This is a genomic window from Enterobacter sp. UPMP2060 (assembly GCF_053709655.1).
Genome location: NZ_JBSKJQ010000002.1, coordinates 281,604 through 304,755, shown reverse-complemented (window position 1 = coordinate 304,755; position 23,152 = coordinate 281,604). Strand labels below are relative to the sequence as shown.

Genomic DNA, 23,152 nt, shown 5'->3' with positions numbered 1-23,152 from the left:
GGCGAATTACGGCCTTGTAGTAGAAGCAGAATTAACAAACCACTGCTGGATGTTACCCATCGCGCTATGCGAGGTATCCAGAATCGGCTGCGGGAAGAAGCCCAGCAGCACCAGCAGTACGACCAGCAGCAGGATGATGAACAGCTCACGCAGCGACATCCCCGGCAGTTCTTGTGCAGCAATTTCGCTCTTCGCTTTACCGAAGTAAGCGCGGTGCAGCATCGCCAGCGAGTACACGGAAGCGAACACCAGACCAAAGGTGGAGATCACGGTAATCACCGGTACCACTTTGAAGCTGCCGAACAGAATCATAAATTCGCCGACGAAGTTACCGGTACCCGGCATCCCCAGGGTAGCCACCGCGAAGAACATGGACAGCGCTGGCAGCCATTTAATTTTGCTCCACAGGCCGCCCATCATGCGCATGTCGCGGGTATGCAGACGTTCGTACAGCTGACCGCACAGGATGAAGAGGCCGGCTGCGGACAGACCGTGCGCAATCATCTGGATCACCGCGCCCTGGTACGCCAGCTGGCTGCCAGTGTAGATAGCAATCAGCACGAAGCCCATGTGGGAAACGGATGTGTAGGCAATCAGACGCTTAATGTCGTACTGCGTGAAGGCCATCCAGGCACCGTAGAAGATACCGATCACACCCAGCCACATGGCAATCGGTGCGAACTCAGCGGAGGCATTCGGGAACAGCGGCAGTGCGAAACGCAGCAGACCGTAGGCCGCCGTTTTCAGCAAGATGCCCGCCAGGTCAACGGAACCCGCCGTTGGTGCCTGAGAGTGCGCGTCTGGCAGCCAGCCGTGCAGCGGAACGACCGGCATTTTCACCGCGAACGCGATGAAGAAGCCCAGCATCAGCAGGTATTCAACGCCGTGGGACATTGGCGTTTTCAGCAGATCTTCGTAGTTGAAGGTCCAGGTTCCGGTCGCGTTGTGGTGAACAAACACCAGCGCCAGAATAGCAATCAACATCACCAGACCACTCGCCTGGGTATAGATGAAGAACTTGGTTGCCGCCGTGATACGCGTTTTACCGTCGGACGCCTTGTGGCCCCACAGCGCGATCAGGAAGTACATCGGCACCAGCATCATCTCCCAGAAGAAGAAGAACAGGAACATGTCGATGGCAAGGAACACGCCGATCACGCCGCCCAGGATCCACATCAGGTTCAGGTGGAAGAAGCCCTGGTATTTTTCGATTTCTCGCCAGGAGCAAAGTACCGCCAGAACGCCGAGCAGACCGGTCAGCACCACCATCAGCAGCGACAGACCGTCAATCGCCAGGTGGATCGTAATGCCGAAACGCGGGATCCACGGCAGGATGAACTCAGACTGCCACTGCGGAATGCCCGCAGACTGGGTCAGTGAGTAACCGCCCTGCAACCACAGTTGCAGGCCAAGCGCGAGCGTCAATCCCATGGTGATCAGCGCGATCCAGCGCGGCATCTTCACGCCAAAGCGTTCAGTCTGCCAGCACAGGAAGCCGCCGATGAAGGGAATTAATATTAGCCAGGGTAGTAACATGGCGATTTACATTCCTTTTTAAGGCCCCCAGCAGGGGCCTGATTTTCAACGAATTCGAATAAAATTCACTTAACGATCAACGCAACACCATCAGCAGCGCCAGCACGACAACCGCACCGATGCTCATGGACGCCACATACCAGCGCAGGTAACCGTTCTCGCTGTACAGCAGGCCTTTACCTGCAAAGCGGGAAAGGATCGCCGGGATATTCATCAGGCTGTTCAGCGGGTCGCGCTTCAGCAGCCACGCAATGCCCAGGAACGGCTTAACGAAGATCATGTCGTACAGCCAGTCGAAGCCCCACGCGTTGTACCACCAGGTGCCCAGCAGACGGCCCGGCGCACTGTTGGCAACGGCAGTCACCAGCGTACGTTTGCCCAGCCACAGCCATGCAGCGATCAGGATGCCCGCGATAGCGACCACACCGGAGGTGATTTCAAGCGTCAGAACGCGACCGTGCTCAAGCTCGGTGGTGTCTGGCAGTACGCCCTGCAGCGGTGGCACAATCATCGCGCCAACGAAGGTGGACAGTACCAGCAGCACAATCAGCGGCAGGTGGTGGGTGATCCCCTTCCCTGCGTGAGCGTGAATTTGTTCTTTACCGTGGAATACGATGAAAATCATACGGAAGGTATACAGGGAGGTCATGAACGCACCGACCAGACCCGCAACCATCAGATTGATATGACCATTCGCCATGGCACCCGCAAGGATTTCGTCTTTACTGAAGAAGCCCGCAGTGATCAGCGGCAGTGCCGCCAGCGCCGCGCCGCCCACCAGGAAGCAGACATAAACCAGCGGAATGGACTTACGCAGTCCGCCCATCTTGAAGATATTCTGCTCGTGATGGCAGGCCAGGATCACGGAACCGGATGAGAGGAACAGCAGCGCTTTAAAGAACGCGTGCGTCATCAGGTGGAAAATGGCTGCGTCCCACGCCTGAACGCCCAGCGCCAGGAACATGTAACCAATCTGGCTCATGGTGGAATACGCGAGAACACGTTTGATGTCGGTCTGCACCAGCGCGGCAAAGCCTGCCAGCACCAGCGTGACCGCACCGACGATACCCACCAGATGCAGAATTTCCGGGGTCATCAGGAACAGGCCATGGGTACGCGCAATCAGGTAGACACCGGCGGTTACCATGGTCGCGGCGTGGATCAGCGCGGAGACAGGGGTTGGACCCGCCATCGCGTCGGCCAGCCAGGTCTGCAACGGCAGCTGCGCGGATTTACCCACGGCGCCACCCAGCAGCATCAGCGTTGCCCACCACAGCATGTTGTTGCCAGCAGCGAAGTGCGCCGGCGCCAGTTCCACCATTTCGCGGAAGTTCAGCGTGCCCAGTTCGTTGTAAAGAATGAACAGCGCGAAAGCGAGGAAGACGTCACCCACGCGGGTCACGACGAACGCTTTCATGGCCGCTGCGCCATTCTTCGGATCGGTGTAGTAGAAACCGATCAGCAGGTAAGAACACAGACCTACGCCTTCCCAGCCCAGATACATCAGCAGCAGGTTATCGGCCAGCACCAGAACAACCATGCTGGCGATAAACAGGTTGGTGTAGGCGAAGAAGCGGGAGTAACCCTCTTCACCGCGCATATACCAGGAGGCGAACATGTGGATCAGGAAGCCCACGCCGGTGACCACGGAGAGCATGGTCAGCGAGAGGCCGTCCAGCACCAGGTTGAAGCCGATGTTGAAATCACCGACCGACATCCAGGTCCACAGCGGCACGCTGAAAGGCTGACGCCCGTTGTTAAAGAAGTCGATACCCGCATACGCCGTCACCAGCGCAGCCAGACCGATGGAGCCAATGCCCACGGTCGCAGACAGATTCTCAGACCAGCGGCCGCGAGAAAACGCCAGCAGCACGAAGCCAATCAGCGGAAAAATAATGGTTAAGGCAAGCATGTTCATCCACGCAACTCACTTACTGAATCGATGTTCAGGTTCTGGCGGCGACGATGGAGCTGCAGCAACAGCGCCAGGCCAATACTCGCTTCGGCAGCCGCAAGGCTGATGGCGAGAATGTACATCACCTGACCATCGGTCTGGCCCCAGTAGCTTCCTGCGACCACGAAGGCCAGCGCGGAGGCGTTAATCATGATTTCCAGACCGATCAGCATAAACAGCAGATTGCGGCGGATAACCAGACCGGTCAGACCCAGAACGAATAAAATCGCAGCGAGGATCAGTCCATGTGTTAAGGGGATCATGCGCGCTCCTCCGTTTTTCTTTTCGCGCGGTCGTCAGTGCGGTTGCTCAGCACCTCGCCAGCACGCTCTTCGCGGCCAACGTGGAAAGCAACAACCAGACCTGCCAGCAGCAGCATTGAGGCCAGTTCAACCGCCAGAACGTATGGGCCAAAGAGGGTAATACCGACCTCTTTCGCGCCGATCGGCGTGCCGTCGATGCCCTGATCGTTGACGCCCAGAATGGCGTAAACAATCACCGCCAGCATGATGGCCGACAAAATTGCCGGACCAATCCACACCTGCGGTTTTAACCACTGACGTTCCTGCTCAATCTCAGAGCCGCCCAGGTTCAGCATCATCACCACGAACACGAACAGCACCATGATGGCCCCGGCGTAGACGATGATTTCCAGCGCACCGGCGAAGTGCGCGCCCAGTGCGAAGAACACCCCGGAAATGGCCAGCAGCGAGATGATTAAGTACAGCAGCGCATGCACCGGATTGGTGTGCGTAATCACTCGCAGCGTAGCCAGGATGGCGATAAGGCCACAGATATAAAAAGCGAATTCCATTGCCCTCTCCTTACGGTAACAGGCTCTTGACGTCGATAGGCTTAGCTTCGTTCTCTGCTTCGCCCTTATCTTTGCCGTCGATTGCCATACCCGCCATCCGGTAGAAGTTATATTCCGGGTATTTGCCCGGACCGGAAATCAGCAGATCCTCTTTCTCGTACACCAGGTCCTGACGCTTGTACTCACCCAGCTCGAAGTCTGGAGTCAGCTGAATCGCCGTGGTTGGGCACGCTTCTTCACACAGACCGCAGAAAATGCAGCGTGAGAAGTTGATGCGGAAGAACTCAGGGTACCAGCGGCCGTCTACCGTCTCTGCTTTCTGCAGAGAGATACAGCCTACCGGACACGCTACCGCACACAGGTTACAGGCAACGCAGCGCTCGGAACCGTCCGGGTCGCGCGTCAGCACGATACGGCCACGGTAGCGCGGCGGCAGATATACCGGCTCTTCCGGGTACATCCGGGTTTCGCGTTTGGCAAACGCGTGCAGGCCGATCATCCAGATACTGCGTACCTGGGTACCAAAGCCTACCAGTAATTCTTTTAAGGTCATGGTCTATAGCCCCTTATGGCTGCTGCCAGAGAATGACAGCCGCCGTTACCAACAAGTTGACGAGCGTCAGCGGCAAGCACACTTTCCAGCCGAAGGACATTACCTGGTCATAACGCGGACGCGGTAACGCTGCGCGAATCAAAATGAACATCATCATGAAGAACGCGGTTTTCAGCGCGAACCAGATGAACGGCGGTAAGAACGGGCCATGCCAGCCACCGAAGAACAGCGTTACCATCAACGCGGAAATGGTGACGATACCGATGTACTCGCCCACGAAGAACAGACCGAATTTCATACCGGAATATTCGATGTGGTAACCGTCGGCCAGTTCCTGTTCGGCTTCTGGCTGGTCAAACGGGTGACGGTGACACACCGCCACGCCCGCGATAGCAAAGGTAATAAACCCAAAGAACTGCGGGATAACGTTCCAGATGTCGGCCTGGTTGTTGACGATGTCGGTCATGTTGAATGAACCGGCCTGCGCCACCACGCCCATCAGGGAGAGCCCCAGGAACACTTCGTAGCTCAGCGTCTGCGCGGAAGCACGCATCGCACCCAGCAGCGAGTATTTGTTGTTACTGGACCAGCCTGCGAACAGCACCGCGTACACCGCGAGGCCTGCCATCATCAGGAAGAACAGAATGCCGATGTTCAGGTCAGCGACTACCCAGGTCGGGCTGACCGGAACGATAGCAAACGCCAGCAGCAGCGAGGTGAAGGCGATCATCGGTGCCAGAGTAAAGATCACGCGGTCAGAGAAGCGCGGGATCCAGTCCTCTTTAAAGAACATCTTGATCATGTCCGCGACCAGCTGGAGTGAACCACCCCAGCCCACGCGGTTCGGTCCGTAACGGTTCTGGAACAGACCGAGCAGACGACGTTCACCAAAGCTCATGAACGCGCCGCAGGTGACCACCACCAGCAGAATAACAATCGCTTTCAGAATGCTCAGCAGGATGTCGATAAGATCCGGCGTTAACCAACTCATGCTTTTGCCTCCTGCAGATTATCAAGACGCGCACCCGCCAGAACCGGCGCGATGCCAGGCATACCCATCGGCAGACCCACCTGCCCTGCTGTCAGACCTTCGGAGATAATCAGCGGCAGGCTGATTGTCTGGCCGTCATAGCTAAAGGCAATGTTTGCGCCCGCGTTTACGCCAAGCTTCGCGGCATCCGCCGGGTTAAGCTTGATGTAAGGCTGCGGCATGCGGGTCTGGAAGACCGGTGAACGCTGGGACAGCTCGTCGCTACCGAACAGATGGTAGTACGGCGCGATACGCCAGCTGCCATCCTGCGCCTGGAAGCTCGCCGGTACGGCGGTGAAGAAGTCCAGACCGGTTTCGGAGGCTTCAATCAGACGCACGCCCGGATCGCCGTGACGCAGGGAGCCACCCACTTCAGCCTGGAACTTGTTCCATGCCTGCGGGGAGTTCCAGCCCGGCGCCCATGCGAATGGGATTTGCGAACGCGGCGCAGACGGCTGGTTGTTCCCTTCCATAGAGAAGGCGAACATGGTGTCTTTATCCTGCGGCTGGCGCGGTTCGTGCACGCTGATATTGGCGCGCATCGCGGTACGGCCGCTGTAACGGTGCGGTTCACGCGCCAGTTTCTGGCCGCGAATGCGGAAGCTTGCTTCAGGTGCGGCATCTTTAATGCCTGCCAGCTGAGGCAGTTTTTCCACTACCGCGTCGATAACGTGGTCGAGCTGCGTCCAGTCCACTTCACGGCTCTGCACGGTGCTGTGCAGGGAGTGCAGCCAGCGCCAGCTTTCCAGCATCACGGTGTTGCTGTCGTAGTACGCCGGATCGTAAACCTGGAAGAAACGCTGGGCGCGACCTTCGTTGTTGATAACGGTACCGTCGCTTTCTGCGAAGCTTGCCGCAGAGAGCACCAGGTGCGCTTTGTCCATGATCGCGGTGCGCTGATGGTCAATGACCATTACCAGCGGCGCTTTGGAGAGCGCGGCGTCAACGCGAGCGGCAGAGGCGTGGCGATGCAGATCGTTTTCCAGCACCACAACGGCGTCAGCGGCACCGGACTCCAGTTCGCTTAACGCTGCTTCCAGCGAGCCGCCGCCGATCATGCCCAGACCAATGCTGTTCACCGCACGGGCAATCATGGTCACACCGACGTCCGCACCGCGGCCTTTCAGGGCTTTAGCAACGTTGGCTGCCGCCTGAATGATCTCCGCGCTGCCGGCGTTGGTACCGGAAATAATCAGCGGTTTTTTCGCACCTGCCAGGGCCTGAACAATCACGTCGACCTTGTTCTGCAGGTCGCGATCCAGTTCAACGGCCGGCGAGCTGCTGTCCAGCGCGTGGGCAATCGCAAAGCCGAGGCGCGCCTGATCTTCAACCGGCGCGCAGTAGGTCCACGCCGCGATATCGTCCAGACGGGTGTTGTCGACGTTGGTCACAAACAGAGGATGCTTCGCGCGCTGGCCGATGTTCAGGATCGCCGCAATCTGCCAGTCAGCCACTTTCTGCGCCGCTGCCATTTCACGTGCTTTCCCCTTCACCGCCTGACGAACCGCCAGAGCCGCGCGTGCGCCCGTCTGCGTCAGGTCTTCACCCAGCACCAGGACCGCATCATAAGATTCGATTTCGCGCAGCGCAGGGGTATGAATACCGCCTTCACGCAGCACTTTCAGTACCAGCTGCAGACGTTCCTGTTCGCCCTGGGCGATACCGGTATAGAAGTTTTCCGCGCCAACCAGCTCGCGCAGCGCGAAGTTGCTTTCGATGCTGGCACGCGGGGAGCCGATACCGATCACTTTCTTCGACTGGCGCAGAATATCTGCCGCGCCCTGCATCGCCTGCTCAGCGTTCAGGGTAATGAAGTCGTCGCCACGGCGCTGAACCGGCTGACGCGGACGGTCTTTCAGGTTCACATAGCCATAGCCGAAACGACCGCGGTCGCAGAGGAAGTAGTGGTTAACGGTGCCGTTGTAACGGTTTTCGATACGACGCAGCTCGCCGTAACGCTCACCCGGGCTGGTGTTACAGCCGAGGGAACACTGCTGGCAGATGCTTGGCGCAAACTGCATGTCCCATTTGCGGTTGTAACGCTCGGAATGGGTTTTATCCGTGAATACGCCGGTCGGGCAGATTTCTACCAGGTTACCGGAGAATTCGCTTTCAAGCGTACCGTCTTCCGGACGACCGAAGTAGACGTTATCGTGCGCGCCATATACGCCCAGATCCTGACCGTCTGCGTAGTCTTTGTAGTAACGCACGCAGCGGTAGCAGGCGATGCAGCGGTTCATTTCGTGAGAGATGAACGGCCCCAGGTCCTGGTTACGGTGGGTACGCTTGGTAAAGCGATAGCGACGGAAGCTGTGGCCGGTCATCACGGTCATATCCTGAAGGTGGCAGTTACCGCCCTCTTCACAGACCGGACAGTCGTGCGGGTGGTTGGTCATCAACCATTCCACAACGCTTTCGCGGAACTGTTTCGCTTCTTCGTCATCAATCGAAATAAAGGTGCCTTCGGTGGCTGGCGTCATACAGGACATCACCAGGCGACCACGCGTGTCTTCCGCGTTTTGATATTGCTTCACCGCACACTGGCGGCAAGCACCGACGCTGCCCAGCGCCGGATGCCAGCAAAAGTACGGAATATCGAGGCCAAGAGACAGACAAGCTTCCAGCAGGTTGTCCGCCCCGTTGACTTCGTATTCTTTGCCGTCTACATGAATCGTAGCCATTAGCATGCTTCCAGTTGGCTCGGTCGAAACCGAGCGTTAATCAAAATTCTTGTCGTTACCAGCGCGCTTTAAGCAGGTTCGGCTGAATCCCATTGATGGCATGGGTATTGCTGAACGGCTGCTTGATGCCTGCTTCGAACTCGTCGCGGAAATACTTGATCGCGCTCTGCAGAGGTTCGACGGCACCCGGTGCGTGGGCACAGAAGGTTTTACCCGGGCCTAAGAATCGACACAGTTGCTCAAGCGTCTCGATATCCCCAGGCTGGCCTTCGCCACGTTCGATTGCACGCAGGATCTTCACGCTCCACGGCAGACCATCACGGCACGGTGTACACCAGCCGCAGGACTCGCGGGCGAAGAACTCTTCCAGGTTACGCACCAGCGAGACCATGCCGATCTCGTGGTCGACGGCCATCGCCAGCGCCGTACCCAGACGGCTGCCTGCTTTACCAATGCTTTCGAATTCCATTGGCAGGTCAAGATGGGCTTCGGTCAGGAAGTCTGTCCCTGCCCCACCCGGCTGCCAGGCTTTGAATTTCAGGCCATCGCGCATGCCGCCAGCGTAGTCTTCAAGAATTTCACGTGCGGTGGTACCGAACGGCAGTTCCCAAACGCCAGGATTTTTAACGCGACCAGAGAAGCCCATCAGCTTGGTACCGGCATCTTTGCTTGAGGAGATGCCCTGATACCACTCCACGCCGTTGGCGAGGATAGCCGGAACGTTACACAGGGTTTCAACGTTGTTTACGCAGGTCGGTTTACCCCATACGCCGGAGCTTGCCGGGAACGGTGGCTTGGAACGCGGGTTCGCGCGGCGGCCTTCCAGGGAGTTAATCAGCGCGGTTTCTTCACCGCAGATATAACGCCCTGCGCCGGTGTGCACGAACAGTTCAAAGTCAAAGCCGGTACCCAGGATGTTTTTACCCAGCAGGCCCGCTTCGGTGGCTTCGGCAATCGCGCGGCGCAGGTTTTCCGCCGCTTCGATGTACTCACCGCGCAGGAAGATGTAGCCGCGGTAGGCTTTCAGCGCAAACGCGGAGATCAGCATGCCTTCCACCAGCAGGTGCGGCAGCTGTTCCATCAGCAGGCGGTCTTTATAGGTGCCCGGCTCCATTTCATCGGCGTTACACAGCAGGTAACGGATGTTCATGGATTCGTCTTTCGGCATCAGGCTCCACTTCAAACCGGTGGAGAAGCCCGCACCGCCGCGCCCTTTCAGGCCGGAGTCTTTCACCGCGTTAACAATGTCGTCCGGCGCCATGCCGCCAAGGGCTTTACGCGCGCCGGCATAGCCGTTTTTGCTCTGGTATTCGTCGAGCCATACCGGCTGTTTGTCATCGCGCAGACGCCAGGTCAGCGGATGCGTCTCAGCAGTACGAATTACAGTTTTCATTTGTACTGCTCCAGCAGGTCAGGAATCGCTTCCGGCGTCAGATGGCTGTGAGTGTCCTCATCAATCATCATGGTCGGCCCCTTGTCGCAGTTACCCAGGCAGCAGGTTGGCAGCAGGGTAAAGCGTCCATCGAACGTGGTCTGGCCCGGCTTGATATTGAGCTTTTTCTCAATCGCAGCCTGAATGCCCTGATAACCGGTGATGTGGCAGACAACGCTGTCACAGTAGCGGATCACATGGCGGCCTACCGGCTGACGGAAGATCTGGCTGTAGAACGTGGCTACGCCCTCTACGTCACTTGCCGGAATACCCAGCACTTTCGCGATCTCATAGATCGCCCCATCCGGCACCCAACCACGCTGTTTCTGTACGATTTTCAGCGCTTCAATGGACGCCGCACGCGGGTCTTCGTAGTGGTGCATCTCGTGCTCAATCGCGGCACGTTCTGCTTCACTCAGCTCAAAAGCCTCGGTTTGTGGTTGTTGATTCTCGTGCATAATTAGCGGTCCACATCTGACATAACAAAATCGATACTACCCAGATACACAATCAGGTCGGAGACCAGACTGCCGCGGATGGCGGACGGGATCTGCTGCAGGTGCGCAAAGCTCGGCGTACGCACGCGGGTACGGTAGCTCATGGTGCTGCCGTCACTGGTCAGGTAGTAACTGTTAATACCCTTGGTCGCTTCAATCATCTGGAAGGATTCTTGCGCCGGCATGACCGGACCCCAGGAAACCTGCAGGAAGTGGGTGATCAGGGTTTCGATATGCTGCAGCGTGCGCTCTTTCGGTGGCGGCGTCGTCAGCGGGTGATCCGCCTTGAACGGGCCTTCCGGCATGTTGTTGAGGCACTGCTCAAGGATGCGCAGACTCTGGCGCAGCTCTTCCACTTTCAGCATCACGCGGGTGTAGCAGTCGGAAACACCGCCGCCCACCGGGACTTCAAAGTCGAAGTTCTCGTAGCCAGAGTAAGGACGGGCTTTACGCACGTCGAAATCAATACCGGTCGCACGCAGGCCTGCACCTGTCGTACCCCACTCCAGCGCTTCTTTCGCGCCGTAGGCAGCAACGCCCTGGGAACGGCCTTTCAGGATGGTGTTACGCAGCGCGGCTTTCTCGTATGACGCCAGACGTTTTGGCATCCAGTCGAGGAATTCACGCAGCAGACGGTCCCAGCCGCGCGGCAGATCGTGTGCCACGCCGCCGATACGGAACCATGCCGGGTGCATACGGAAACCGGTAATCGCTTCCACCAGATCGTAGATTTTCTGACGGTCGGTAAAGGCGAAGAAGACCGGGGTCATCGCGCCGACGTCCTGAATGAACGTGGAGATGTACAGCAGGTGGCTGTTGATACGGAACAGTTCTGACAGCATAACGCGAATCACGTTAACGCGATCCGGCGTAACGATACCCGCCAGTTTCTCAACGGCCAGCACGTATGGCATTTCGTTGACGCAGCCGCCGAGGTACTCGATACGGTCGGTATACGGAATGTAGCTGTGCCAGGACTGACGCTCGCCCATCTTTTCAGCGCCACGGTGGTGGTAGCCGATGTCCGGAACGCAGTCGACAATCTCTTCGCCATCAAGCTGAAGGATAATACGGAATGCACCGTGCGCAGACGGGTGGTTTGGACCGAGGTTGAGGAACATGAAGTCCTCGTTGTCGGTACCGCGCTTCATGCCCCAGTCTTCCGGCTTGAAGGTCAGCGCTTCCATCTCCAGATCCTGCTTGGCTTTGGTCAGCTCAAACGGATCGAATTCGGTTGCACGCGCAGGGTAGTCTTTACGCAGCGGGTGGCCGGTCCAGGTCTGCGGCATCATGATGCGCGTCAGATGCGGGTGGCCGTCGAAGGTCATGCCGAACATTTCCCAGGTTTCACGCTCATACCAGTTCGCGTTCGGGAAAAGTTTGGTGATCGTCGGCAGATGCATGTCGTTTTCAGACAATGCCACCTTGAGCATGATATCCGTATTACGGTCTATTGAGATCAGGTGGTAGAAAACGGAAAAATCCGCAGCAGGGAGACCCTGGCGGTGGGTACGCAGACGTTCATCCATGCCGTGTAAGTCAAACAGCATGACGTACGGTTTTGGCAATTTCTTAAGGAAATCGACAACTTCCAGCAATTGCTCACGCTTCACCCAAACAACGGGTACCCCGGTGCGGGTAGCCTGAACAGTAAAGGCATCCGGCCCAAAACGGTTGCGCAGTTCGCCAATGACTGGGTCATCCAGATGATCCCGGGTCTGCCAGGCGGCTTCTTGCGCGGTTAAGTCGGTCATATTGTTCACCATTGCAAATGGTCCGTGGTGACTGTTGAGCCTGGCTTCGCGCTATTTGAGTAGTGATATGCGAAGGTGTTCTCCAGGCCTACAGGCGCAAATTAAATTTCGTCAGGCGTACGCAGATTGGTGACGGCAATACGTTCACCACGTTTACGCTCGCGCTCAGACTGCATGTTCGCGCGATACACACCCTGATCGCCAACAACCCACGACAGTGGGCGACGTTCTTTACCAATAGATTCCTGCAGCAGCATCAGCGCCTGCATGTAGGCTTCCGGACGTGGCGGACAACCCGGGATGTACACATCCACTGGGATAAATTTATCTACGCCCTGCACGACGGAATAAATGTCGTACATACCGCCAGAGTTTGCACATGCGCCCATGGAGATAACCCATTTTGGCTCCAGCATCTGGTCATACAGACGCTGAATAACAGGTGCCATCTTGGTAAAGCACGTTCCGGCAACCACCATCAGGTCAGCCTGACGCGGGGAAGCACGGAGTACCTCGGCCCCAAAACGCGCAACGTCATGCACCGCAGTGAATGACGTCACCATTTCAACGTAGCAGCAAGAAAGACCAAAGTTGTAAGGCCAGATGGAGTTCTTACGACCCCAGTTGACCATATCGTGCATGGCATGTTCGAGCTTGCCCATGTACACGCTTTTATTGACTTCTTGCTCCAGGGGGTCGGTTACGATCTCCTGTTTTTGCAGGGGGTAACGGTCATTCTCACCGTTAGGATCTATGCGGGTGAGCGTATAATCCATCTTATTGCCTCGCTGTTACTGCTGACGATTAGAGATACTGTTTTCCGGGTTGATGTGTTCACGACGTGAACGCGCAGGCGTCCAGTCAAGCGCGCCAATACGCACCAGATAAACCAGACCGGCCAGTAGCACTAAAATGAAAATTGCGGCCTCGACAAAGCCCACCCAACCACTTTCGCGGATGGACGTTGACCATGCGAAAAGGTAAAGCGCTTCCACGTCGAAGATGACGAAGAACATGGCTACCAGATAGAACTTGGCAGACAGGCGTAAGCGAGCGGAACCTACTGAATCAATACCTGATTCGAAAGGTGTGTTTTTGTGCCTTGCACGGGCGCGACCGCCCAGGAACCAGCCGCCGACTAACATCAGGCAGCACAGGCCAATGGCTACAATAAGAAAGATTGCGAATGCCCAGTGATGAGCGATGACTTCTGTGGATGTTGACATACTCATTGCTTACTCATCAAAAGTGATACCAACGACACTGCTCTTAATGGCAGATGGGCATCACATCGATTCATGGGGAGGAACAAATAACCTTACACTAACTGTCAGAAATGAGACGTAGACAGCAAAATGATGGGGTTTTTTACTCCTTTCTATAACCTATTGTCAACTTTAACAAAGGTTTCTTCACATTAAATTACATCGAGCGATTCTCATTAACATTTGATGCCCTTTAACCCTGGTGGGTGCATGACTTTCCGTCAAATGTATGTTGTTGAATCGTGTCCGTTTCGGAAGTAAAAAAAATAACCCTCCTATTTTGACAGGATTTGCCAACGATTCCTCCCCCCAAATAGGAGTATTTTCTTGATCTGCGACACGCTTTTGTTAATTCAACATGGAAAACGGCAACATATTTCCTGTTTTTTTAACATGAGAGGGATATGGGCGAAGTTAGAATGGAAAACGGACAAGTTTTAAGCAAAAGTATTCAGCTTATTGATAAATAAGAGAGTATCCTGAAAACCCTTGCGCCATAAGCGGGTGTTATTGCGTAAAAAAAGCCACTGCATGTGAAAATCACACGAGTGGCTGTTTTTTACACTTACATTTTGTTACCAGAATATTGAGCTATCGATCACTCAAAATCCCCTTCAACGATCAGGGAGTCATCCCCCCCTTCGGAGGTAACGCGCTCGAACTGCCACGGGTTATGGTAGTTTTCCATCGCCTCGAACACCACTTTGGCCAACTCATTATGGCTGGACGAATTGTGGCAGAGCAGATACTCCGTATCCGGCAGCGCAGGAAGACCGTCGGATTTCCCCAGGACGCGCAGATCGGGGCTCATCATCTCTACCGGACGGGCCGTTACGCCCAGACCGGCCTTCACGGCGGCACGAACCGCTGGCAGCGTGGAAGCCACATACGCCAGACGCCACGGAATGTTGGCCTCATTCAGCGCCGTGAGCACCATATCGCGGAACGGGCTCGGGTCATCCAGCAAGACCAGCGGAACCGGCTCCCCTTTTTGCAGCACGTACTCGGCTGCGCAATACCAGTGCGTAGGTGATGTGCGCAGCGTCAGGCAATCAAACTGCCCGGGACGATGCGTCGTCACCACAAGGTCGACTTTATGCTCATTTAACATCTCAACCATAAAGGCATTACGTTTTACGCTAACGTCCAGCGCAAGCTTCGGATAAACCGAACTAATACGGTTGAGAAGAAACGGCAATATAGTATCCGCTGACTCATCAGATGCGCCTAACGTTAACACCCCTTGAAGGTTGCTAAACATTAATGACATACATGCTTCATCATTAAAGCGAAGAATTTTCCTGGCATAACCCAGTAGCTGAATACCGTGTTCCGTTAAGAGCTTATTACGCCCGTGACGTGCAAAAAGCTCTTTACCAACCAGTTGCTCCAGCCGCTGCATTTGCTGGCTAACGGCGGACTGAGTTCGGCAAACGGCGGCAGCAGCTGCTGCAAAAGTGTTGAGATCGGCGACCGCAACAAACGTTCTCAGCAGATCGAGGTCGAGATTCATTATCGGACGATTTGCATTTATCATATCTATTCACTTTCAGGTTGCTCGTGCGGAGCTGCCCGGGTTGAAGCTGTGTGTAACAGTTAAGCAATTCCCTCTGAAGGTTTTCCCTCGCATCCCGGCCCGGCAGACTGCCTGACAGATAGTTATTGTGCTGCTTTATATCAACAGTCAGAAAGCACGTTTCATGACGTTATTTTTATTCTCTTAAACGTTCAGGATATTTAGATGTTCGCAGGTTTATGTAAATTACATTAAAGGTATAACACCTTTTCTGCCATCTTTATCGCAGCGCTGTCAACGTAGCAGGAGATGTGCGACACATTCCAGCCAGAGATAACTCCAACAATAACAATCAATTAATTCGAAAAGTCAGTGCCAGATATACAAAATTTTTGCATCTGTCCTCTGCTTTCCTGAAAGACATCTTAACCCAAATCCACTTTATTTATAAGTCTTATTGCAATATTGAGGATTAAAGAAGAATGTTAAGCTTCTAAACTAATTTTATTAAAATTAACTAAAGTTGCATTTTATAGGTTAATAATAAATAAATTTTAATTTAGATTAAGACCATTCATTAATGGCACTTAACATTAATTTCACATGAGTAACTTTTAGCCACATTATGCTTTTACAGGAACATGTATCAAGCATTCAGGTTTTACGAAAAGTCACGCAGGGTGATTGCTACCGTTGTCAGGTTCACCACTTATTTTCACCAGCACAATATACAGAATTCTGACAAATGAATAGCACATTTAACCTATCATCGTGCCATGCGCACAACTTTAAGACAGTAAAAAAGCTAACGCACAGCGAAAAAGATTTATCAAAATTTTGCTCCCGGCACAAAATCTTCTACTGCACACCCTTCAAAACGAAGCGAGGGGGGAGTACATTATTCCGTGCTGACTTCCACGGCAGGGAGCGGCAATAATAGCGAAAAGGTTAAAGGTTCATGTCCCCTATCGAAAAATCCAGCAAGCTAGATAACGTCTGTTATGACATCCGCGGCCCGGTTCTGAAAGAGGCAAAACGCCTTGAAGAGGAAGGCAACAAGGTTCTGAAACTCAACATTGGTAACCCTGCGCCATTTGGTTTTGAAGCGCCGGATGAAATTCTGGTTGATGTGATCCGCAACCTTCCAACTGCACAAGGCTATTGCGATTCAAAAGGACTTTACTCCGCACGTAAAGCCATCATGCAGCACTACCAGGCGCGCGGTATGCGTGATGTTACCGTTGAAGATATCTATATCGGCAACGGCGTTTCCGAACTGATCGTGCAGGCGATGCAGGCGCTGCTGAACAGCGGGGACGAAATGCTGGTGCCCGCGCCGGACTATCCGCTGTGGACGGCTGCCGTATCACTGTCGAGCGGGAAAGCCGTGCACTATCTGTGCGACGAGTCCTCCGACTGGTTCCCGGACCTCGATGATATTCGCGCAAAAATCACGCCCCGCACGCGCGGCATCGTGATCATTAACCCGAACAACCCGACGGGTGCAGTGTACTCAAAAGAGCTGCTGATGGAGATCGTCGAGCTCGCCCGCCAGCACAACCTGATCATCTTTGCCGACGAAATTTACGACAAGATCCTGTACGACGCGGCACAGCACCACTCAATCGCTGCGCTGGCACCGGATCTGCTGACCGTCACCTTTAACGGCCTGTCTAAAACCTACCGCGTGGCCGGTTTCCGTCAGGGCTGGATGGTATTAAACGGTCCGAAAAAGCACGCCAAAGGCTATATCGAAGGACTGGAGATGCTGGCCTCCATGCGTTTATGTGCCAACGTGCCGGCGCAGCACGCGATCCAGACGGCGCTCGGCGGCTATCAGAGCATTAGCGAGTTCATCGTTCCCGGTGGTCGCCTGTATGAACAGCGCAACCGCGCGTGGGAGCTGATCAACGATATCCCGGGCGTCTCCTGCGTGAAGCCGAATGGCGCGCTCTATATGTTCCCGAAAATTGACGCGAAGCGCTTTAATATTCACGACGACCAGAAAATGGTGCTCGATTTCCTGCTTCAGGAAAAAGTGCTGCTGGTTCAGGGGACGGCGTTTAACTGGCCGTGGCCGGATCACGTGCGCATCGTGACGTTGCCGCGCGAAGATGACCTCGAAATGGCCATCAGCCGCTTCGGGCGCTTCCTCTCCGGATACCATCAGTAATCTTAAAATCAGGCTACTTCGGTAGCCTGATTTGCATCTTCCCTCCCCTCCCCGCACAATGAACGCCTGTCGCAGTGAAGACAAAAGGTAACCTATGAGTCAGAGTCATTTCTTTGCCCACCTCTCCCGCCTGAAACTCATCAACCGCTGGCCGCTGATGCGTAACGTGCGCACTGAGAACGTGTCAGAGCACAGCCTGCAGGTTGCCATGGTTGCTCATGCGCTGGCCGCCATTAAAAACCGCAAATTCAACGGCCAGGTCAATCCAGAGCGCATCGCCCTGCTGGCGATGTACCACGATGCGTCAGAAGTGCTGACCGGCGACCTGCCCACGCCGGTGAAATATTTCAACTCGCAAATTGCGCAGGAATATAAGGCCATCGAGAAAATTGCCCAGCAGAAGCTGATTGACATGGTGCCGGATGAGTTGCGCGACATTTTTGAGCCGCTCATCGATGAGCTTCAGTACACGGAAGATGAAAAGTCGCTGGTCAAGCAGGCCGACGCGCTCTGCGCCTATCTGAAGTGTCTGGAAGAGCTGTCTGCGGGGAATAACGAATTTCTACTGGCGAAAACGCGTCTGGAAAAAACGCTGGAATCTCGCCGCAGCGAAGAGATGGACTATTTTATGCAGGTGTTTGTGCCGAGCTTCCATCTGTCGCTGGATGAGATTAGCCAGGATTCACCTTTGTAATCTGTTGCCCAGCAGCGCTGCGTTTGCGGGGCCTGCGGGTTACAGGCCGGGTAAGGCGCAGCCGCCGCCCGGCAAAATTATCAGAACGGGAACAGGACCGGTATCAACACCACGCACACTACCATTACCAGCACGGTGAACGGCACGCCCAGCTTCACGAAATCACTGAACTTATAATTCCCGGGCCCCAGCACCAGCGTATTCACCGGTGAAGAGACTGGCGTCATAAATGCCGCGGAGGCCGCCATTGCGACCATCATCGCAAAGGGATACGGCGACACGCCCATGGATTTGGCCATCGCCAGCGCAATCGGCGCCATCAGTACCGCCGTCGCGGTATTGGAGATAAACAGACCGATGGTGGCGCACATGATGAACAGACAGACCAGCATCATGTACGGCCCATACCCGCCGCCAACGTCCATTAAGCCTTTAACAATCAGATCCACCCCGCCGGTTTTTTGCAGCGCCAGGGCAAAAGGCATCATCCCGACAATGAGGATAATGCTCGGCCAGTGAATGGCTTTATAGGCGCTTTCGGCGTCAATGCAGCGGAATTTGCCCATCAGAAGGCAGGCGATAATAGCCGCGACCGGATTGGGAATTTCATCGGTCAGCATCAGCGCCACCATCAGCACCAGACAAAAAATCGCGTGGGGCGCCTGGCTGTGAGCCGGGGAGGCGTCGCTCTCCTCGACAGGCATGTTGAGCACCACAAAATCGCGCCCTTTTTGCCCAAGCTGGCTAATTAGCTTCCAGTTACCAACAACAAGGAAGATATCGCCCAGCAGGATCGGCTCATCCACCACCGCCCCTTCCATCGCTACGCCATCGCGCTTCAGCCCCACGACATTCAGGCCATAGCGGGTTCGGAACCCCATTTCCCGCACGGTTTTGCCCAGCAGTTCCGATTCCGGGATCAGCGATACTTCGGCCATGCCGACATCCAGTGCCTGATCGGAGAAATACTCCCCGCGCAGCACCATCGGTTCCAGCAGCTGCTCGCTGCAAAACTCGCGCAGATCCACGTCCGCGGTCGACATATCAATCAGCAGGACATCACGCGCGCGGAATTCCGACACCCCGTTGACGTTGACAATAACCCGGCGAAAACGACGCCAGCGCTCTACGCCAATCACGTTTGCGCCATAGCGCTCACGCAGCTTCAGGTCGTCAAGACGCTGTCCCACCATCGGCGAGCCGGGGCGAATAGCCAGACGGCGCGCGCGCCCGGTGAGACGGTACTCTTTAATCAGATCGCGGAAGGTGCGTCGCTTCCACCCTTCTTTATTTTTGTCCTGTTTTTCACCTTTCAGGGCAAACCGGGTCAGCAGCATGTAGACCACGCCCAACACCAGAATGACCAGCCCAAGCGGGGTGACGCTGAAAAAACTGAAGCCCTGGAATCCTTCCCGGATCAGCTCACTGTTGACGACCAGGTTCGGCGGCGTTGCCACCAGCGTCATCATGCCGCTGATCAAACCGGCAAAACTCAGGGGCATCATCAGGCGCGACGGCGAGATCTGCATCCGCATGGAGACGCTCAGCACCACCGGGATAAAGATGGCGACCACGCCCGTTGAGCTCATAAACGCTCCCAGCCCGGCGACGGTCACCATCAGGTAGATCAGCATTTTGGTTTCGCTGCTGCCCGCCACCTTCACCAGCCACGACCCCATGATGGTCGCCACGCCGGTACGCACCAGCCCATCACCAATAATAAACAGGGCGGCAATCAGGATAACGTTGGGATCGCTAAACCCGGAGAAGGCTTCCGGCAGCGTGAGCGTACCGCTCAGCACAAACGCGACGATGACAAACAAGGCGACGGCGTCCATGCGTACCTTGCCCGTTGCAAAAAGAAGGATGGCGATTAAAAGCAGGCTCAGGACCCAAATCAGTTCACCGTTCACAACATGTCCTTGTCAGTGGGAGATGAGGAATTTTGCCATAAAAAAGCCCCAGCAATGTGGGGCTATATCATGTGATTACATTTTTAGCGAGACGGTTACAACCCCGTCAGAGGCTTTCGAAACAGCCAGCGCCGTCAGTGAATCCAGCACAAAGTCTGCCTCCTCCAGGCGGGGAGATCCCGCCGGAACATTCACCGCGATAACGTGGCTTCCGGCGTTCAGCCCGGCCAGTACGCCAGCGGCCGCGTCTTCCACCACCACGCACTCTTCAGGCTCGAGGCCCAGCAGTTCAGCGCCCAGTAAAAACGCGTCGGGCTCCGGTTTACCGCGCTTTACGCGCTCCGCCGTGATAAACACTTCTGGCGTCGGCAGAGCTGCCGCCTTGTGACGGGCGTGGGCGACGGGAATGGAGCCTGAGGTAACGATAGCCCACGGGATCTGCGCTTCGTTCAGATGCTCAAGCAGCTCGCGCGCGCCCGGTAAGGCTGTGATGCCGTCCGTATCCGTGGCTTCAATATGTTCCAGGTATTTGAACTCCGCCTGAATTTCGTCCTCAGAGCGTCCGGCCAGGAAGTGCCGTAGCGAGGTGATGGCCTGTTTGCCATGGATAAAATTCAGCACGTCCTGATGGTCGATGCCATGTCTGTCAGCCCAATGGCACCAGGAACGCTCCACAACCGGCAGCGAATCCACCAGCGTACCGTCCAGATCAAACAGAAAACCTCTACACTGCACACGCACCTCCGTCAGGCATTAATGATTTGTTGAATTTCGTTGCTGCTTAAATGGTACTGGCGCGGGCAGGCGTGCCACGCGCTTAGCATTCGCTGATACTTATCCCACATTGGGGTCTGCGCGTTGAAGCCGTGGGTGCCCGCATCAAAATGGGTATAGCGCCCTTCTGTATTCACCATAAAGCGAACATAGCTCAGATAACGCGCTTCCGTTGCGGCATCAAAGCCTAAGAAGGTCACGCGGCGCTCGTCGATGGACTGCTGATCTTTGAGATTCGTCCAGGACACGTGCAGGGCGTGATACATCTCCATAATGTCGATCACGATGCGACAGGTTTCTTCTTTCAGCTCGCCAAACTCGCGGTCCAGTTCGCGCATTTGCAAACCAAAACCGCGTTCAACGATGGTTTGCAGGCGGCTGTAGCGCGCAGCGTTATCGGGATCAAGCATAGTCATCATCTTGTACTGGTTGGACAAAATCAGACGTTGAGCATGGGTCATTTCCATCTTTCGACTCCTGTAGCGCATTGCACTTTAAAAAAAAGACACGGTAACTGATTGTTACTGTGCCTTCTTTTCGTCGTCGTTTCGATGATCAATCACAAATCATCGAGGAATGTTTTATCCAGTTGCTTAAAAGCGCGCTTTAACGTGTCCGCCAGCGCCTGGTAGTCCGGCTTGCCTTCGACCGGGGCGAGCGCCTGTCCGGCCTCCTCCAGTTTTCCGCGCACTTCATAAAACCAGTGTAAAATAGAAGGGGGAAGCGGAGTGATGGACCGTTTACCTAACCACCACAGGCCCTGCATCGGCAGGCTTAAGGCGAAGAGCGCCGTCGCGACTGAAGGACCAAGCTGCCCGCCCAACGCAATCTGCCAGCACAGCGTAAAAACAGCGACAGGCGGCATAAAGCGAATCGCATAGCGCGTGGCGCGAATGGTGCGATTCTCAATGAACATCGGCGCAAGGCGCTTTTCCATCGGCCACGTCTTTGCGTAATGCTGTCCCCGACGAAACAGACTAAAGAAATTTACGGACGGGTTCTCTGATGTCGACATGGCTGTACCTCAACTTCACATATAAAAATTAAAATTTTCGTGCAAAACCACAACAAGCTATGACAACGTTCAAAATATTTTGTCATCTCTACCCCGTATCGGGTATCCTGTGCCAGCCTGATAGGGCCTTAGACGAGAATCATTAACTCGTCAAATTATTGCATATTATGCCATTGGCTGAAAATTGTGCAAAATGGCATAAAATCATAGTTATTTCTTCCATCATGCCACAATGTTCGTTTGGCATGATGTTAATCATAAATGTCTGAGTCCTCATGCGTTACGCTGTTAGACTCACTGACGTTTTTTTAGCCACGTATCAATAATAGGTACTTCCATGTCGAGTAAGTTAGTACTGGTTCTGAACTGCGGTAGCTCCTCACTGAAATTCGCCATCATCGATGCGCTCAACGGTGACGAATACCTCTCTGGTTTGGCCGAATGTTTCCATCTGCCTGAAGCACGTATCAAGTGGAAGATGGACGGCAGCAAACAAGAAGCGGCTTTAGGTGCAGGCGCCGCTCACAGTGAAGCGCTGAACTTTATCGTTAACACTATTCTGGCACAAAAACCAGAACTGTCTGCTCAGCTGACTGCGATTGGTCACCGTATCGTCCACGGCGGCGAAAAATACACCAGCTCCGTCGTGATCGACGAATCTGTGATCCAGGGCATCAAGGACTCTGCGTCCTTCGCACCGCTGCACAACCCGGCTCACCTTATCGGTATCGCTGAAGCGCTGAAATCCTTCCCGAATCTGAAAGACAAAAACGTGGCCGTATTCGACACCGCGTTCCATCAGACCATGCCGGAAGAGTCTTACCTCTATGCCCTGCCATACAGCCTGTACAAAGAACACGGCGTACGTCGCTACGGCGCGCACGGCACCAGCCACTTCTATGTGACTCAGGAAGCCGCAAAAGTTCTGAACAAGCCGGTTGAAGAACTGAACATCATCACCTGCCACCTGGGCAACGGTGGTTCTGTTTCTGCTATCCGCAACGGTAAATGTGTTGATACCTCCATGGGTCTGACCCCGCTGGAAGGTCTGGTGATGGGTACCCGTTCCGGTGACATCGACCCGGCGATCATCTTCCACCTGCACGACACCCTGGGCATGAGCGTTGACCAGATCAACAAAATGCTGACCAAAGAGTCTGGCCTGCTGGGTCTGACCGAAGTCACCAGCGACTGCCGTTACGTTGAAGACAACTACGCAGAGAAAGAAGACGCTAAACGTGCAATGGACGTTTACTGCCACCGTCTGGCGAAGTACATCGGCTCTTACACTGCGCTGATGGACGGCCGTCTGGACGCAGTTATCTTCACCGGTGGTATCGGTGAGAACGCGGCAATGGTTCGTGAACTGTCCCTGGGCAAACTGGGCGTTCTGGGCTTCGACGTTGATCACGAGCGTAACCTGGCTGCCCGCTTCGGCAAGTCTGGCTTCATCAACAAAGAAGGCACCCGCCCTGCTCTCGTTATCCCAACTAACGAAGAACTGGTCATTGCGCAAGACGCGCACCGCCTGACTGCCTGATTCCACACCGC

At 55.0% G+C, this 23,152-nt stretch carries 20 protein-coding genes; 3 read left to right on the top strand and 17 right to left on the bottom strand.

Annotated elements, in window-relative coordinates; genetic code table 11:
* Positions 1 to 6 precede the first annotated feature (6 nt).
* The 13 genes from nuoM to lrhA all read right to left on the bottom strand — a co-directional run bounded on the left by nuoM (position 7) and on the right by lrhA (position 15,053).
* Complete coding sequence (gene nuoM / locus ACWKXN_RS06915; RefSeq protein WP_023312532.1) at positions 7 to 1,536, bottom strand: NADH-quinone oxidoreductase subunit M; 1,530 nt, start codon at positions 1,534 to 1,536, stop codon at positions 7 to 9.
* A gap of 76 nt (positions 1,537 to 1,612) precedes the next feature.
* Complete coding sequence (nuoL, locus tag ACWKXN_RS06910) at positions 1,613 to 3,454, bottom strand: NADH-quinone oxidoreductase subunit L (protein WP_014884634.1); 1,842 nt, start codon at positions 3,452 to 3,454, stop codon at positions 1,613 to 1,615.
* Positions 3,451 to 3,753, bottom strand: coding sequence for an NADH-quinone oxidoreductase subunit NuoK (nuoK, locus tag ACWKXN_RS06905; RefSeq protein ID WP_003861496.1), 303 nt, complete (start codon positions 3,751 to 3,753; stop codon positions 3,451 to 3,453). Before nuoK ends, nuoL begins: the two co-directional genes overlap by 4 nt.
* Positions 3,750 to 4,304, bottom strand: a complete 555-nt coding sequence (nuoJ, locus tag ACWKXN_RS06900; RefSeq protein WP_023312534.1) for an NADH-quinone oxidoreductase subunit J — start codon at positions 4,302 to 4,304, stop codon at positions 3,750 to 3,752. The genes nuoK and nuoJ overlap by 4 nt, the downstream gene beginning before the upstream one ends.
* 10 nt (positions 4,305 to 4,314) lie before the next feature.
* Entirely contained in the window at positions 4,315 to 4,857 is a 543-nt protein-coding gene (gene nuoI, locus ACWKXN_RS06895; protein ID WP_003861491.1) for an NADH-quinone oxidoreductase subunit NuoI, read from the bottom strand.
* 13 nt (positions 4,858 to 4,870) lie between these two features.
* The gene (gene nuoH, locus ACWKXN_RS06890) at positions 4,871 to 5,848 is read right to left on the bottom strand and encodes an NADH-quinone oxidoreductase subunit NuoH (protein ID WP_008500211.1); all 978 of its coding nucleotides are present in this window, start codon (positions 5,846 to 5,848) and stop codon (positions 4,871 to 4,873) included.
* The gene (nuoG, locus tag ACWKXN_RS06885; RefSeq protein ID WP_126327509.1) at positions 5,845 to 8,568 is read right to left on the bottom strand and encodes an NADH-quinone oxidoreductase subunit NuoG; all 2,724 of its coding nucleotides are present in this window, start codon (positions 8,566 to 8,568) and stop codon (positions 5,845 to 5,847) included. Before nuoG ends, nuoH begins: the two co-directional genes overlap by 4 nt.
* Before the next feature lie 55 nt (positions 8,569 to 8,623).
* Positions 8,624 to 9,961: an NADH-quinone oxidoreductase subunit NuoF gene (gene nuoF / locus ACWKXN_RS06880; RefSeq protein ID WP_023312536.1), complete on the bottom strand. Its 1,338-nt coding sequence runs from the start codon at positions 9,959 to 9,961 to the stop codon at positions 8,624 to 8,626.
* Positions 9,958 to 10,458 (bottom strand): NADH-quinone oxidoreductase subunit NuoE, encoded by a 501-nt coding sequence (gene nuoE, locus ACWKXN_RS06875; protein ID WP_006176513.1) that lies wholly within the window; start codon positions 10,456 to 10,458, stop codon positions 9,958 to 9,960. The genes nuoF and nuoE overlap by 4 nt, the downstream gene beginning before the upstream one ends.
* 2 nt (positions 10,459 to 10,460) lie before the next feature.
* Positions 10,461 to 12,263 carry an NADH-quinone oxidoreductase subunit C/D gene (gene nuoC / locus ACWKXN_RS06870; RefSeq protein WP_023312537.1) on the bottom strand — a complete coding sequence of 601 codons (1,803 nt, stop codon included), beginning with the start codon at positions 12,261 to 12,263 and terminating at the stop codon, positions 10,461 to 10,463.
* A gap of 89 nt (positions 12,264 to 12,352) precedes the next feature.
* A complete protein-coding gene (gene nuoB / locus ACWKXN_RS06865; protein WP_003861482.1) occupies positions 12,353 to 13,027 on the bottom strand; it encodes an NADH-quinone oxidoreductase subunit NuoB in 675 nt (224 codons plus the stop codon).
* 15 nt (positions 13,028 to 13,042) lie between these two features.
* Positions 13,043 to 13,483 carry an NADH-quinone oxidoreductase subunit NuoA gene (gene nuoA / locus ACWKXN_RS06860; protein ID WP_014171000.1) on the bottom strand — a complete coding sequence of 147 codons (441 nt, stop codon included), beginning with the start codon at positions 13,481 to 13,483 and terminating at the stop codon, positions 13,043 to 13,045.
* 631 nt (positions 13,484 to 14,114) lie between these two features.
* A complete protein-coding gene (gene lrhA / locus ACWKXN_RS06855) occupies positions 14,115 to 15,053 on the bottom strand; it encodes a transcriptional regulator LrhA (RefSeq protein WP_029741933.1) in 939 nt (312 codons plus the stop codon).
* A gap of 937 nt (positions 15,054 to 15,990) precedes the next feature.
* On the opposite strand from lrhA, the gene alaA reads away from it, so the two are divergent.
* Positions 15,991 to 17,205, top strand: coding sequence for an alanine transaminase AlaA (gene alaA, locus ACWKXN_RS06850; protein ID WP_008500204.1), 1,215 nt, complete (start codon positions 15,991 to 15,993; stop codon positions 17,203 to 17,205).
* Between the two features lie 94 nt (positions 17,206 to 17,299).
* Positions 17,300 to 17,899, top strand: a complete 600-nt coding sequence (gene yfbR, locus ACWKXN_RS06845) for a 5'-deoxynucleotidase (RefSeq protein ID WP_182931011.1) — start codon at positions 17,300 to 17,302, stop codon at positions 17,897 to 17,899.
* Between the two features lie 80 nt (positions 17,900 to 17,979).
* On the opposite strand, the gene ACWKXN_RS06840 is transcribed toward yfbR, so the two are convergent.
* From ACWKXN_RS06840 to yfbV, 4 genes are all read right to left on the bottom strand, one after another.
* Positions 17,980 to 19,812 (bottom strand): SLC13 family permease, encoded by a 1,833-nt coding sequence (locus ACWKXN_RS06840; protein WP_047060609.1) that lies wholly within the window; start codon positions 19,810 to 19,812, stop codon positions 17,980 to 17,982.
* Between the two features lie 75 nt (positions 19,813 to 19,887).
* The gene (locus ACWKXN_RS06835) at positions 19,888 to 20,547 is read right to left on the bottom strand and encodes a sugar phosphatase (protein WP_454543536.1); all 660 of its coding nucleotides are present in this window, start codon (positions 20,545 to 20,547) and stop codon (positions 19,888 to 19,890) included.
* A gap of 11 nt (positions 20,548 to 20,558) precedes the next feature.
* Positions 20,559 to 21,053 carry a YfbU family protein gene (locus ACWKXN_RS06830; RefSeq protein ID WP_008502874.1) on the bottom strand — a complete coding sequence of 165 codons (495 nt, stop codon included), beginning with the start codon at positions 21,051 to 21,053 and terminating at the stop codon, positions 20,559 to 20,561.
* Positions 21,054 to 21,145: 92 nt separating this feature from the next.
* Positions 21,146 to 21,601, bottom strand: coding sequence for a terminus macrodomain insulation protein YfbV (yfbV, locus tag ACWKXN_RS06825; RefSeq protein ID WP_454543535.1), 456 nt, complete (start codon positions 21,599 to 21,601; stop codon positions 21,146 to 21,148).
* A gap of 337 nt (positions 21,602 to 21,938) precedes the next feature.
* On the opposite strand from yfbV, the gene ackA reads away from it, so the two are divergent.
* Positions 21,939 to 23,141 (top strand): acetate kinase, encoded by a 1,203-nt coding sequence (gene ackA, locus ACWKXN_RS06820; RefSeq protein ID WP_033146081.1) that lies wholly within the window; start codon positions 21,939 to 21,941, stop codon positions 23,139 to 23,141.
* The last annotated feature ends 11 nt before the right edge of the window (positions 23,142 to 23,152 follow it).